General features: G+C 38.5%; 13 protein-coding genes and 1 pseudogene. 8 read left to right on the forward strand and 6 right to left on the reverse strand.

The features are described from left to right. Positions 1-76: 76 nt before the first annotated feature. A complete protein-coding gene (locus F994_RS15480; RefSeq protein WP_004651535.1) occupies positions 77-571 on the reverse strand; it encodes a cyclophilin-like fold protein in 495 nt (164 codons plus the stop codon). A 302-nt stretch (positions 572-873) separates the two neighbouring features. On the opposite strand from F994_RS15480, the gene F994_RS15485 reads away from it, so the two are divergent. Beyond that, positions 874-2,064, forward strand: a complete 1,191-nt coding sequence (locus tag F994_RS15485) for an MFS transporter (protein WP_004651536.1) — start codon at positions 874-876, stop codon at positions 2,062-2,064. 105 nt (positions 2,065-2,169) lie between these two features. Here F994_RS15485 and F994_RS17965 read toward each other — a convergent pair whose 3' ends face one another. Together F994_RS17965 and F994_RS17970 are read right to left on the reverse strand one after the other, a co-directional pair. Further along, positions 2,170-2,424 (reverse strand): NAD(P)H-binding protein, encoded by a 255-nt coding sequence (locus F994_RS17965; RefSeq protein WP_004651537.1) that lies wholly within the window; start codon positions 2,422-2,424, stop codon positions 2,170-2,172. 35 nt (positions 2,425-2,459) lie between these two features. Further along, a complete protein-coding gene (locus tag F994_RS17970) occupies positions 2,460-2,783 on the reverse strand; it encodes an NAD(P)H-binding protein (protein ID WP_265586618.1) in 324 nt (107 codons plus the stop codon). 196 nt (positions 2,784-2,979) lie between these two features. Here F994_RS17970 and F994_RS15495 point away from each other — a divergent pair, with 196 nt between their 5' ends. From F994_RS15495 to F994_RS15525, 7 genes are all read left to right on the forward strand, one after another. After that, complete coding sequence (locus tag F994_RS15495; protein WP_004651539.1) at positions 2,980-3,870, forward strand: LysR family transcriptional regulator; 891 nt, start codon at positions 2,980-2,982, stop codon at positions 3,868-3,870. Between the two features lie 261 nt (positions 3,871-4,131). After that, complete coding sequence (locus tag F994_RS15500) at positions 4,132-5,208, forward strand: CBASS cGAMP-activated phospholipase (RefSeq protein WP_004651541.1); 1,077 nt, start codon at positions 4,132-4,134, stop codon at positions 5,206-5,208. Further along, complete coding sequence (locus F994_RS15505) at positions 5,205-6,494, forward strand: CBASS cGAMP synthase (RefSeq protein WP_004651542.1); 1,290 nt, start codon at positions 5,205-5,207, stop codon at positions 6,492-6,494. The genes F994_RS15500 and F994_RS15505 overlap by 4 nt, the downstream gene beginning before the upstream one ends. A 4-nt stretch (positions 6,495-6,498) precedes the next feature. Further along, positions 6,499-8,265, forward strand: coding sequence for an E2/UBC family protein (locus tag F994_RS15510; RefSeq protein WP_228128061.1), 1,767 nt, complete (start codon positions 6,499-6,501; stop codon positions 8,263-8,265). Further along, positions 8,255-8,716 carry a CBASS system CD-NTase/cGAS isopeptidase Cap3 gene (gene cap3 / locus F994_RS15515; protein WP_034697295.1) on the forward strand — a complete coding sequence of 154 codons (462 nt, stop codon included), beginning with the start codon at positions 8,255-8,257 and terminating at the stop codon, positions 8,714-8,716. Before F994_RS15510 ends, cap3 begins: the two co-directional genes overlap by 11 nt. A 185-nt stretch (positions 8,717-8,901) precedes the next feature. Further along, a complete protein-coding gene (locus F994_RS15520) occupies positions 8,902-9,276 on the forward strand; it encodes a mCpol domain-containing protein (protein WP_004651545.1) in 375 nt (124 codons plus the stop codon). Then, positions 9,269-9,883: a Cap15 family cyclic dinucleotide receptor domain-containing protein gene (locus F994_RS15525; protein WP_004651546.1), complete on the forward strand. Its 615-nt coding sequence runs from the start codon at positions 9,269-9,271 to the stop codon at positions 9,881-9,883. Before F994_RS15520 ends, F994_RS15525 begins: the two co-directional genes overlap by 8 nt. Before the next feature lie 405 nt (positions 9,884-10,288). Here F994_RS15525 and F994_RS17300 read toward each other — a convergent pair. The 3 genes and pseudogenes from F994_RS17300 to F994_RS15535 all read right to left on the reverse strand — a co-directional run. Continuing rightward, positions 10,289-10,498: pseudogene (locus tag F994_RS17300) on the reverse strand (argininosuccinate synthase); the annotation flags it as partial. Between the two features lie 9 nt (positions 10,499-10,507). Continuing rightward, entirely contained in the window at positions 10,508-11,713 is a 1,206-nt protein-coding gene (locus tag F994_RS15530) for an amino acid aminotransferase (protein WP_004651547.1), read from the reverse strand. A 30-nt stretch (positions 11,714-11,743) separates the two neighbouring features. After that, positions 11,744-13,144: an amino acid permease gene (locus tag F994_RS15535; RefSeq protein ID WP_004651548.1), complete on the reverse strand. Its 1,401-nt coding sequence runs from the start codon at positions 13,142-13,144 to the stop codon at positions 11,744-11,746. Between the last annotated feature and the right edge of the window lie 11 nt (positions 13,145-13,155).

Below are 13,155 nucleotides of genomic sequence, written 5' to 3' on the forward strand. Positions count from 1 at the left end.
GTAAGAATAGCAAAAGTTTTTTTTATAAAACGATGTGATGTTATTGATGTGTAATGATACATAGGGTTCATTCCTGTCATTTTGAATCGATTGAGATCGTGACCTTAAAGGGCTTATTACCTGAAAATGCTTTTGGCAAAGTATCGAATTTGCCCAGATAAATGAGGCTGTTGGCAACACCATCAAAGTCTTTGTAAAAGACGGCGAGATTTCCCCAAGGCGCATAGTAGGCAATATCACCCGCTTTGGCTGAGTGCCCATTTGGTGCTCCCTGTGAAGTCAATTTTTTAGGCAGATAGGCAATTTTTTCTGTTACCGCATAATCGGTCAGTTCTAAAGTAAGAGGAAGCTGCCTGATAAAATCTTGTGTAGTAGGTGAATCTTTTAAACGAACAAATACAGGCTGAGCTGAGCCTTCAATTTCAAAACGAATATTCGTACTGGAAACCTTTTTTGAAGCAGGTTGGCCTGCGTTAGTCTTTGCTTCTGTACAAGCACTGTTTCCAAGTATCAGGACAAGTAGAGCAATGCCACCGACAACCGAAAAGTCATGTTTAATTTCTTGCATCATGTTGTTCTCTCCGATCAGGTGGGCAGTTAACGTTTTAAACGTCAGCATGAACCACACTCGTCTGCTGAGATGATTCGATAATCAGTATAAAGGTGAAGGTGGTTAAGGATTAGCCCCTGAAAACGGGATAGTCCTATGAGTATCATTCATAAATTCGGGGCTAAAATAATTTTTATTCTGGAGAAACTGCTTTATTAAATCCTGATTGATGAATTAGCCTCATAACTCTATTCATGGAAAGGTACTTATTCAGGAGGTGCGGTATCTTTATCATGACTTTCTGATTTTTATAGAGAGAGCCTATGACACCTGCACATCAATCTTCCGAGATAGAGCAGCAGCCTGCATACTGGAGTGGCGTATTTGCCATGACCTTGTGTGTATTTGCATTGATCGCCTCCGAATTTATGCCCGTCAGTTTACTAACACCGATTGCCAAGGATTTAAGCGTTACTAAAGGTTTAGCTGGATATGGTATTGCTATTTCAGGTGCATTTGCGGTTATTACCAGTCTATCGATTTCACGTCTGGCAGGCAGTATCAACCGTAAAACCCTGCTGCTTTCCTTGACCGCATTAATGGCGGTTTCAGGAGCAGTAGTTGCGCTTGCTCCAAATTACTGGGTCTACATGTTTGGTCGGGCTTTAATTGGTGCGGTTGTGGGTGGTTTCTGGTCGATGTCGGCAGCAACGGCGATTCGTCTTGTACCGACAGCCCAAGTGCCGCGAGCCTTGGCAATCTTTAACAGTGGTAATGCCTTGGCAACTGTAGTGGCACCGCCTTTAGGTAGCTATTTAGGTGCAATGATTGGCTGGCGCGGCGCTTTCTTCTGTTTGGTACCTGTTGCAGTACTTGCCTTTTTCTGGCAATGGATCAGCCTACCATCATTAAAAAACAAAGCCTCTACTTCCGATTCATCAGCAGGGATACTTAATTTGTTACGTCAGCCTATTGTATTGGTTGGCATGTTGGCAACAGGTCTACTGTTTATGGGACAGTTCTCACTTTATACCTATATCCGTCCATTTCTGGAAACGGTGACTCAGACCAGTGTATCCACTTTATCTTTTACCCTGTTTGTCATTGGGGTTATGGGCTTTGTTGGTACTTTGCTGATTGGTTTTGCATTAAAACGTCATTTCTATGGGACTTTAATTGCTATTCCGCTTCTCATGGCAGCAATAGCATTCACACTGATTGGCTTTGGAACATGGACCGTTTTAGTCATTGTGATGTTGGGTTTATGGGGCTTGCTCGGGACTTCTGCACCTGTGGGCTGGTGGAGCTGGATTGCCCAGACTTTTCCGAATAATGCTGAAGCAGGTGGGGGCTTATTTGTCGCAATTGTTCAACTATGTATTGCATTGGGTTCAACTGTTGGTGGCTTGCTATTTGATCATAGTGGCTATCAGACGACCTTTGCTGTTAGTGCAATACTTTTAATTACTTCTGCTGCTTTAACACTATGGGTTTCACAGTTGAAAGTGGCATGACAATTGATATTTTAAGGAGTGATTTATAATTTAAATTCATCAATAATCATTTAGGCTGCCACTATGGGCAGCCTAAATGTAGGTTAAGGAGTGTTCTAAAGTATTTTAGCGGTAGGCAGCTGGCTTTTCATCGTCTGTATTTGGTTGGCTAATTCCTATATTTTCCCCGATATATAGTTGAGGATTTTCTACAATTTCAGCGATAAAACGTCCAAGACTTGCACGAGAGGTTTCTGTGCCCTTAAACATTTCTCCTTTTTGAGTGAGCTCATAATCTTCAACATTTTTATCTGTGAGCCAGACAGGTCGTAAAATAATGTAATGCAGTGATGATCGCTCAATTATCTCTGCGGTTCTCAAGTTGACTGGACGAGTACAACGACCATTTGTTTATCTCATTCATTAAATGCTTGGAGTAGCTCTTTATAGATACCACCTGCACTAATAGTGATGAAGCGTTGTACACCAAGTTCCTGCATGGTTCTCACGATATTATTAGTTTTAATATCCAAATCCATATCGCTCATTGTACTAATGACGATGTCCTGTCCTTCGATAGCTTTTTTCAAGTCCTCTACATTGTTTGCATTACCTTCAAATAGGTATACACGCTTATTCTCTAATGGATAGAATTGTTTTCGTTTACGTGAGAATAGCGTGAGCTGAACATCATCCTGCTCAAGTAGTCGGGGAAATAATCCGTTGAAATGTGTGTCCACTTGCACCAATCAAAATGACCTTTTTCATTGAAGCTTATCCAGTAATTTCTAAATGCATCAGTATAGGAATAGAAAATAAGAATAAGGACCTAAAATAGAATAGAGTTATGAATAGACTTCATTAATAGTAGACACGGTACAATGACTAACGTGTAATAAAGATAATGGCTGATATTGAGCAATAGGAGTTCGCACCTTGATTAGCAGAGAGAACTATAATGACCTGCATGCTTTTCTCATGGTTACACGAGAGGGAAGTTTTACTAAGGCGGCAGGCAAACTAGGTGTTTCACAATCAGCACTCAGCCATAGCATTCGTGGCCTTGAGGAGCGTTTAGGCATCTTATTGTTAAATCGAACTACTCGTAGCATTTCACCCACCGAAGCGGGTGAGCGTTTAAGACAAACCGTTAGTGTTAGTTTTGACCAGATTGATAATGAACTGACATTATTAAATACGTTTCGAGATACGCCAGCAGGTAGAGTTAGAATTAATGCCAGCAGCCACGCCATACAGCATATCCTGATTCCAAAATTGGTAAAAATTGCCCATCTTTATCCTGATGTTGAAGTTGAGTTTAGTGCCAATAGCGGCATGGTGGATATCGTTGCTGAACATTTTGATGCAGGTGTTAGGTTCGGCAGTCGGGTGGCTGATGGTATGGTTGCTGTGAGAATTGGAGACGATGTCAAAATGGCTGTGGTTGCAACACCTGATTATTTTCAGCGTTACAGCATCCCTCAGATCCCCAAGGATTTAGATCAACATCAATGTATTGGTTTTAGATTAATGACCCAAGGCGGAATCTATGCATGGGAGTTTGAAAAAGAAAGACAGGAATTTAAAGTTAAAATTAATCCCCAATGGGTATTTAATGAAAGTTTTGATATTGCTCAAGCTGTCAAATCAGGTATGGGACTCGCTTATATTCCTAAAGATATGGTAGAAAAAGAGATCCAGCAAGGCGATTTAATTCAGGTCTTAGAAGAATATAGTATCCAGTTTTCAGGTTACCATCTTTATTATCCTCATCGCAGACAGCAATCTTCAGCTTTGAAATTGGTTGTTGATATATTAAGAATCTGATTTTTTTATGCTATTTAATTTGAGATTTTGACAAGACAGAGCTGTGACAACGCAAGTTTAGAAGTAGTGTGATGAGAGCTTGGAGTTGCTCTAAAAGTTGTATCTCTTATATATAAAATCGGGATTAGAAACTACATCACGCTATTTTACCATGAGGTAGTTTTAATGCGACAGGATATGTCGCTTTTTTAATCATTTTGATTGCTTGAAATCTTTTATTTAATCACAATCTAGTAGTAAACATAAAAAGATGAGTACATTTTGGAAGCGACTGAAAACAAACGAGATATAAAGATTCTAAGTTTGAATGGTGGTGGTGTACGTGGGTTATTTACCATTAGTCTTTTGGCTGAGCTTGAAGATATTATTGAAGAGCGCGAAAAGCGAACAGATGTAAAGATTGGTGAGTATTTTGATTTGATCACTGGTACATCTATTGGTGGGATTTTAGCCCTTGGTTTAGCAAGTGGTCAAAGTGCGCGAGATTTACGAGATACTTTTAAAGAAAATGCTCAAAGTATTTTTCCATTACATCTATTCAAGTGGAAAAAGCTATTAACACTTTTTCGCCCTATTTATAATAGTGAACCGTTGAAAGAAGCGGTGACTAGCATGATTCCGGAAGACATGCGATTCAATGATCTACAACGTCGAGTCATGGTTACGTCTGTAAACTTATCAACGGGGCTACCGAAATTCTTTAAAACCCCTCATAACCCGATGTTTACATTAGATGGTAAGCTAAAATTGATTGATGCTGCAATGGCTACATCCGCAGCCCCAACTTATTTTAAGCCGCATTACTGTAGTGACTTAAACCATTATTTCGCTGATGGCGGGTTAGTTTCAAATAATCCAAGCTTGATTGGTATCCGTGAAGTATTGATCGACATGCAATCTGACTTCCCTGATGCTCAACCGAAAGATGTAAAAATCCTGAATGTGGGAACATTAAGTGAGAACTATTGCATCAGTCCGAAGGTTTTAGAGCAAAATTGCGGAAAGGGCTATCATGGTTTGTGGAACATGGGGGAACGCCTAGTTTTAAGTACGATGACAGCTAACCAGCATTTACAAAGATTCATGTTAATGAGGGAATTCAAAGTTTTAGGAATTCCTGAAAATTATGTTGAGCTTGATGCAACGATTCCAAATGAAGCATCTTCCGATATTACTTTAGATAATGCTTCGGGAAGTAGTTTGGATGCCCTGATTGGATTAGGCAAAAAACTTGGTGCAGAAGCCTACACCGAGCGAGCTGAATTGCGCGATTTTTTTGAATATACAGCTGAACCATTTATCAATAGATCTATTAAATTGGGGGATCAAAAGGCATGAACTGGAATTTACATCATTACTATTCAAACCGCACAGATGGTTTAATGGGACAGTTACTCTTGAGCGATAAAGAAACGGCCGATCTCAAAGATTTGCGTCAAAGAGTACGTGAGCGTACGCGAGATATTTTTGCTGAAGCAAAGAATTTAGTAAAGCATTCTAAAAAAGACACAAGCTTTGCATCTCTACGTGAAGAAATGTCTGCAACTAAATTCAAGTATCTTTCTGATTCCGATCAGGTTAAATTTGCTGAGTTAATCATGCAGCTTGACAGTGATGCGAAAGCTGAATTTTTGAAACTTACACCACGGTTTTGGACACAGGGTAGTTTCACCTACAATACATTGAATAAGCCCTATTTTACGCCGCCTCAAGAAATGGATATTGATGATGGTACATATCTGCCAATGGTATTTTTTAACGAAAAACCCATTATAGGGCATCAATTGCTATTACTTTTAGTGGATACATCTCTTAAATCGCTAGTCGCTGAAAATCCAACTTGGACATTTGACGCGAAACGTACATGTGGGCGTATCACGATTCCATACCTGAATGCGCATGTAGATGTGCCAATGTACGCAATTCCAGAAGATAAATTTTTAGAAAAAGAGCAGGTTTTTAAAGCAGCTGCTAACACTCGTTTTTCATATGACAGTATTTCAGTTGTGGATCATAAAAAATATAAACTTGACTCCGACTGCGTAAATTTAGCAATTCGTGCTAATGATCAAAAGTGGATGAAAAGCGACCCTAAAGTTGTTTCAGATTGGTTTGAAGAAAATTGCACGAGAATTGGTAAACATTTGCGCAAAATCTGTCGCTTTTTGAAGGCATGGCGCGATGCGCAATGGGAAACTGGTGGTGGCCCATCATCCATTTCGTTAATGGCTGCAACAGTAAGCATTCTGAATAAAAAATATGTAGATTATCAAGATTTTGGTACAACAATGTTAACTGTTGCTAAAGAATTGCCTATGGTTTTTCGAAATGGAGTTGAGAGTCCCGATGACACTGATGAGAGACCATTATTCCCTCCCTTCTACGAGCAAACGAGGGAGCAACAAAAAATTGTTGAGCAAATGGAAGTGTTGGTCGAAAATTTAGAAAAAGCTTTTTTTGCCGAAACTAAGCAAAAAGCACTTGATATTCTCAACTTGAATTTTGGTAATCGCGTGACAGATTGCAGTTTAATTGTTGCTCAAGTAGCGGCACCTGCTTTTGAGAATGAAGCAGCTAAAGCGAGTACAGTATTTCAAATTAACCCAACTATGAAAAGTGGGTAAGTGAGTGAATGAATTACACAGCATGATGCTGAGAAGTGGATATAAATATATTGAATCTCGGCATCTGAAAGCATATAAACACTTGTCTGATTTGTCTAAAAGCAAGCAATTTTATGTTAAAGATTTTGAAACTACGGAAGGTATTTTCAAGATTGCGCTGATTTTTACTTATGATCCTTATATCAGTTTACCACTTGCATATATTTTGGATAAACCAGCACATCTTGAAGATATGCTGCTACCCCATGTGAACAATGGTTGGTATTTATGTTATGTGCAAGCGTTAGAAGCAGATTGGAATCCCAATAATCTTCTTGCCCTTTATGAAACAGTAGATAATCAAATCCAATTTACTTTGAACAACTCTGTCAAATCAATCCATGATGGTCATATAGATCGAATAGAGCTTGAGGGTGAATTTAGTGCCTATTGGAAACCGGAGAGATATGTATATGTACTTTCTAGTTTACAGGACCTACATGATAGATATTCTACTTTGACTTTAAACAAGTCGTTAGATGAACCTAAATCGATTGAATCTGTTTTATATCACAGCAAAACAGAAAATGATTATCAAAAATGGTTAGTGCAACGTAGCTTGTATGAAGTTGAATCACAGAGACTTCATACTTTTATTGTCAAAGTTAGACCAAATCGCTTGTCAGGTATAAACTGGCCACCGAAAAACTCCGCTGAATTATTCAATTGGCTTTCGATTGTTGATCACAATGCCAAAGCACATTTGACGAACTATTTTGTTCAAAATCCATTTAAGAACCATTTGGTTCTTTTTGATATTGAGAAGCAAGATACCCTTGGCATTGTGCTGGAGTTGAATAAGCAGGCTGTTCAACTATCCACTTATGCAAATACGAAAAAGACCGGAAAAAAAGGTGGACGAACTATTCAGAATTCCAAAATATCAGCTGTTTTATCTGGTAAGTATGCTTTCAATAAATTTCAAAGAGTTTCATTTACCAAGGCTGATCAGACTACGATTCTTTCGAGAAATAGATCTCGGCCTGATATTGGTGATCTAAGCTCAAAGCGAATTGCCGTAATTGGTTGCGGAACAATAGGAGGATATGCCTCTGAACTTTTGATTAGGTCAGGAGCGGGAGTCGCTGATGGTACATTACATCTGTATGATTTTGATGACTATGGCCCTCATAACTTTGGTAGACACACACTGTATTCATCTGATTTTGGAAAGAATAAGGCAATTGCATTACAAGATAGATTAATTGCATCTACCCATCTTAAAACTTCTATACATGGTTTTGGCTACCAATTCCCTTTAATTGAGAAACATCTTTCATTTTATGACATTATTATTGATGTGACTGGCAGGGGGCCTATTGCTAAACGTCTTGCCTATTTGCTTCGTAAATTAGATAGCCCGAAGAAACCATTATTAATCCATGGATTTAACGATGGTAATGGTCGTGCATCAAAAGTGTTTATTGATTATTCCGAAGGATGTATTAACTGCCTTTGGAGTAACCCAGCTTTCTATCCCGACGGCAATGATTTTCGTTTTAAGCAATTTTCTGGGTTGAATGAGAAAAAGGTATCTTGTGGTAGCACATACACACCGTATGATGCTGCCGTAAGCGTTATGACGGCGGCACTTATTCAAGAAGCAATACTTTCAACGTTAGAACCAACCCGAACTTGGAATTACAAAGAACATATTTTTGAGGGTGGACGAACCTTAAGGCCAAAGTTTGTTCATGCGGAATCTGACTGTGATATCTGCAATGTTAGGTAAGGATTTAGTTTTTAAGGCCAAAAATGATGCTTTAGTCGTTATTCTTTCAGAAGTGGTTGAAACACTACTTTCATACCGCCAGTTAGCAAACAATAGTCCTGAGAGTGCAGGTGTTATTATTGGCGAGCGGAGAGGGATGCATTTAGTTATTCGTACAGTATCTGTGCCGAGTGATGCCGATATTAGAACCCGATTCGAAGTAAACCGAATTGGTAAACATCATCAAGATAAGGTTAACACTGCATTTCGTGAGTCTAGTGGCACGTGGCAGTATCTTGGTGAGTGGCATACCCATCCTGAGAATGTGCCATCTCCTTCAATGACAGATTATAATAGTTGGAATAAAAACTTATGTTCACCAGACCCTTTAATACTGATTATTGTAGGGAGAACTCACTGGTGGGTTGGAAAGAAAATAAATCGAGAAATTGATGTTTTAGAACAGATATAAACTTTGCATAAACCATGTCGTGTGAACTAATGCATGTCATTAATATTATAAAGAATATAGCTTAAAAGATCATTCGAGCAAAGCATGCAAAAGTTGTGTGCTTGTTATTGGAATGTTAAGTAAAACCAAGTGTGTTTCATTATTCTTTCAGTATAATGTGGGAGCACAATGATAAGTGAATATGTATGATTTATATAACAATTGATGGTGATGATATTGGTCAAATGATTACATCGTCATATTTAAAAAATGACCTGCATGAACTTTCTAGAATCAATTGCGTGGTTAATGAGAAAACGTTGTTGATATCGAAATTTTTAAAAGAACAGGGATTCAATATTATATTTTGTGCGGCCGATGGTGTAGCTGGTTTCATTGATCAAATTGCGATAGATAAAGTATTTATCTTTGATTCTATTAAGTCCTTAGCTGAGCCTGAATTGAGCTTTTCTGCTGGTATCGGTACAACTTTACAGGAAGCATATATAGCGCTACTTTCTGCTAAAAGTAATGGAAAATGTTGTTTACATGATTTTAATTGTTTAGATTCAAATGTTTAGGATTATTAATTTTAAAGCGCTATTGCGATATGTGGCTGTAATCACAACTATCATAAGTATCGGTGCCTATGAATTAGTACAAAGCTATTGGTTAAATGATCTCAAGATAGTAAAAATTTTAAGTATAGCTCCATGGATCGCATTGACATTAATTGTTATTTTAACAACTAGCATAACGGCTAGACCTCTATGGAAATTGTTGAAAATAGTTAAACCATCGCTATATCCAGACTTGAATGGCACATGGGCAGGTGAAATTACAACCGAAAATGGTATACAAATAGCTGTCCGCGTATTGATTAGACAAACTTTACTTGAAACACAAATTAATATTCATACTAAAACTTCAAAGTCATTGACACTGGAAACTACCCCAACAATTGAAGGTGGCGAACCAAAACTTTATTACATGTATCGTTCGTTGCCAAGAAATCCTAATTGGAATTCAACCATTGGTTCTACTATTTTTGATATACGTAAGGTTTATACCAATGGTAAATATGTGTTAGAGCTGTCAGGACACTATTATACTGATCGTAAAACTACGGGGCGAATTAGGTTTAGACAAGTAGGGAGTTGTGTTGAGAAAGATATTTCATTTTATTAACAGCAAAAAGAGCACATGTGGCATTTTCAAAAGATGCTTTTGAAGCTCGCAGATTCATGATTCAAGCACGGAAAGTTTTTTGCGGTAATCATTGCGGTAATTTCATTTAAGTAATTAATTTTTTTATTATTAATCAATACTATATTTTATTTTTCTTGTGCGCGCTGAGCGCACCAATTTATTGTTTTATCCGATCTAATCTAAAATAGATTAAAAATAAAAAATTTAAGCCCTCTTATTATTTTATGCTGCTTGATAGCGTCTTGGCATATCGTCATTTTTCACGGTACATTTTATCTTTTATTGAATATCCAATAGATAACTATGCTGAGGAATATCAAATTTCCATTTTGACTAGATCTCAGAAGTTTTGTCATAAAAATTATTTTAAGATCATCTGAAGTTAATTTTTACATCTTCTTTCCAGAATGCAATGTCCATGATGGGATCAATGACTTTGATCCCATCATTCAGATATTCAAGATATTTAACTTTGTGAGTTGCACTCAGCATGTTTGAATCTGTTGAATAGGCTTTCTCTTTCGACATTGTGTAATCAAAACCATTGTCGATTAAGAATGGTGACAATTTAGTGCGACCGCCTAATTCATCAATAGATGCTCATTAAGCCGTGGCTTTAATCACTTCCGCAATTGAATTTGCAACATAATCAATATTCTTTAGATTTAAACCAGCAGCACACATACGGCCGCTGCGGAGTAAATAAATGGCATATTGATCTTTCAAAATATCAACTTGTTCAGCGCTTAAACCAGTATAACTAAACATGCCTTGCTGCTTGACCAAGTAGCTAAAGTCGCGTTCAGGCACTGCATGGCTTAATTTCTCATTTAAAATTTGGCGCATGTGAATAATGCGTTCGCGCATTTCCTGCAATTCCGCCTGCCATGTTGCAGTCAATGCTGCATCATTTAACACCTGATCTACGATTAAAGCTCCCGTTGTTGGCGGGCTGGAGTAGATGCGGCGTACCGTTGCCTTGAGCTGGCCTAAAACTTTTTGCGCAGTGGCTTGATCGTCACAGACAAATGTCAATCCACCAATCCGCTCGCCATAAAGTGAGAAAATTTTAGAGAATGAATTGCTGACAATAAAATTCATGCCTGATTGATCCAGTGCACGAATGGCATAGGCATCTTGTTCTAAACCTTGACCAAAGCCTTGATAGGCAATGTCGAGGAATGGAATCAGGTCTCGCTGTTTTAAGATTGCAATTACTTGATCCCATTCATCAGGCGTTAAGTCTGCGCCTGTTGGATTGTGGCAGCATGGATGAAGTAAAACAATCGCTTTGGCAGGCAGCTGTTCTAAATCTTGCAGCATTCCTTCAATATCGACACCATTGCTTGCTGCGTCAAAATAACGATAGAAGTGGGAGTTGATTCCTGCACCATTAAAGATGGCAATATGATTTTCCCAAGTCGGCTGGCTGACCCAAATATCCGATTCAGGAAAATATTTCTTTAAAAAGTCTGCGCCGACTTTAAGAGCACCAGAACCGCCTAAAGTTTGAATCGTGACCGCACGGCCTGCATGACGCGCTGAACTATTTTGTCCTAAAATCAAAGCTTGTGTGGCTTGGTTATAAGACTTTAAACCGTCCATTGGCAAATACAGCTTTACCTTGTCATTGGTTGCTTCAATTTTCTTATACGCAGTTTTAACTGCATTTAATTGAGGAACAATACTGTCTTCATTATAGTAAAGTCCAATGCTTAAATTCACTTTCTGCTGGCGTTCATCTTTGCCAAACTCTTCCATTAAAGAAAGAATTGGATCACCTGCATAAGTATCAACATGCTGAAACATGAATGTATCCTTGGTTGTATCGTACATAAATTAAGCTTTTGGGATGGAGCGCATTTTATCTTTTGAAACCAACTGATTGGCCATTACTTTTCTAGTTTGAAAGAAATAGGCAATAGAAAGCGCTGAAATCCAGACAGGTATCATCAATACAGCGATGCGCATATCGGGGGTTTGACTCATAATGACTAAAATGCCGCACATAAATACAATGCATAAATAGTTGGTAAAAGGGTAGAGAATGCTTGGAAATTGAGTTGCAGCATTCATTTTAATCATCTGCTTTTTAAATTTTAAATGGGTATATGAGATAACGACCCAGTTAATGACGATCGCCGCAACGACTAACATCATGAGCAGATTAAAAGCTTTTTCAGGAAACAGGTAATTGATTAATACGCACAGCAGGGTAAAAAATGCCGAAACCATAACAGCATTCACCGGAACGCCGCGAGGGTTGATTTTGCTTAAAAATTTAGGCGCATTTCCTTGCTGAGCTAGGCCTAATAACATGCGGCTGGTGCAGTAGTTGGTGCTGTTATAAACAGAAATAGCGGCAGTCAACACGACAAAATTTAAAATAGTCGCAACGGTTTGGCTTCCTAAAGAATCAAAAATAAGCACGAAAGGGCTGCCGCCTTGTGCCATTTGGTTCCAAGGATAGAGTGATAAAATAATCACTAGGCTTAAGATATAAAATAATAAAACGCGGTAGACAATTTGATTAATCGCTTTAGGCAGTGTTTTTTGCGGATTATCCGTTTCTGCGGCTGCAATACCGACTAATTCAATCCCGCCAAAAGCAAACATGATCATGGCCATCGCCATGACCAATCCCATTATGCCATTTGGGAAAAATCCGCCTAACTGCCATAAATTTTGTATATTGGATTGTGAGCCGCCACTGCCGCTTGCCAATAAATAGCTGCCAAAGGCAATCATGGCAATAATCGCCAGCACTTTAATAATTGCGAGCCAAAATTCCATTTCACCAAATAACTTTACATGTAAAAGATTAATGACATTGATGAAAATAAAAAAGCCCAATGCTGAAACCCACGTTGGAATTTCGGGCCACCAATAATGAATATATAAGCCAATGGCGCTTAATTCCGCCATGCAGACCAAGATGTTTAATACCCAGTAATTCCAGCCAGACATAAAGCCTGCAAATTTGCTCCAGTATTTATAAGCAAAATGACTGAATGAACCGCTGACAGGGTCTTCAACAATCATTTCACCTAATTGGCGCATCATTAAAAAGGCAATCAGTCCTGCAATGGCATAGCCGAGAATGACAGAAGGACCTGCGAGTTTGATGGTTTGTGCAATACCTAGAAATAGCCCTGTACCAATAGAACCGCCTAGCGCAATCAGTTGGATATGGCGGTTGCTTAAACCTTTTTTAAGGTTTCCTTGTTCAATTTGCTGCATTTTCTATCTTC

The sequence above is a fragment of the Acinetobacter bohemicus ANC 3994 genome, assembly GCF_000367925.1.
Classification (GTDB): Bacteria; Pseudomonadota; Gammaproteobacteria; order Pseudomonadales; family Moraxellaceae; genus Acinetobacter; species Acinetobacter bohemicus.

Bases quoted from the DNA above. Each gene is read 5' to 3' on its own strand.
- F994_RS15480 (WP_004651535.1), bottom strand. From the start codon at position 571: ATGATGCAAGAAATTAAACATGACTTTTCGGTTGTCGGTGGCATTGCT.
- F994_RS15485 (WP_004651536.1), top strand. From the start codon at position 874: ATGACACCTGCACATCAATCTTCCGAGATAGAGCAGCAGCCTGCATAC.
- F994_RS15505 (WP_004651542.1), top strand. From the start codon at position 5,205: ATGAACTGGAATTTACATCATTACTATTCAAACCGCACAGATGGTTTA.
- cap3 (WP_034697295.1), top strand. From the start codon at position 8,255: ATGTTAGGTAAGGATTTAGTTTTTAAGGCCAAAAATGATGCTTTAGTC.
- F994_RS15520 (WP_004651545.1), top strand. From the start codon at position 8,902: ATGATTTATATAACAATTGATGGTGATGATATTGGTCAAATGATTACA.
- F994_RS15525 (WP_004651546.1), top strand. From the start codon at position 9,269: ATGTTTAGGATTATTAATTTTAAAGCGCTATTGCGATATGTGGCTGTA.
- F994_RS15530 (WP_004651547.1), bottom strand. From the start codon at position 11,713: ATGTTTCAGCATGTTGATACTTATGCAGGTGATCCAATTCTTTCTTTA.
- F994_RS15535 (WP_004651548.1), bottom strand. From the start codon at position 13,144: ATGCAGCAAATTGAACAAGGAAACCTTAAAAAAGGTTTAAGCAACCGC.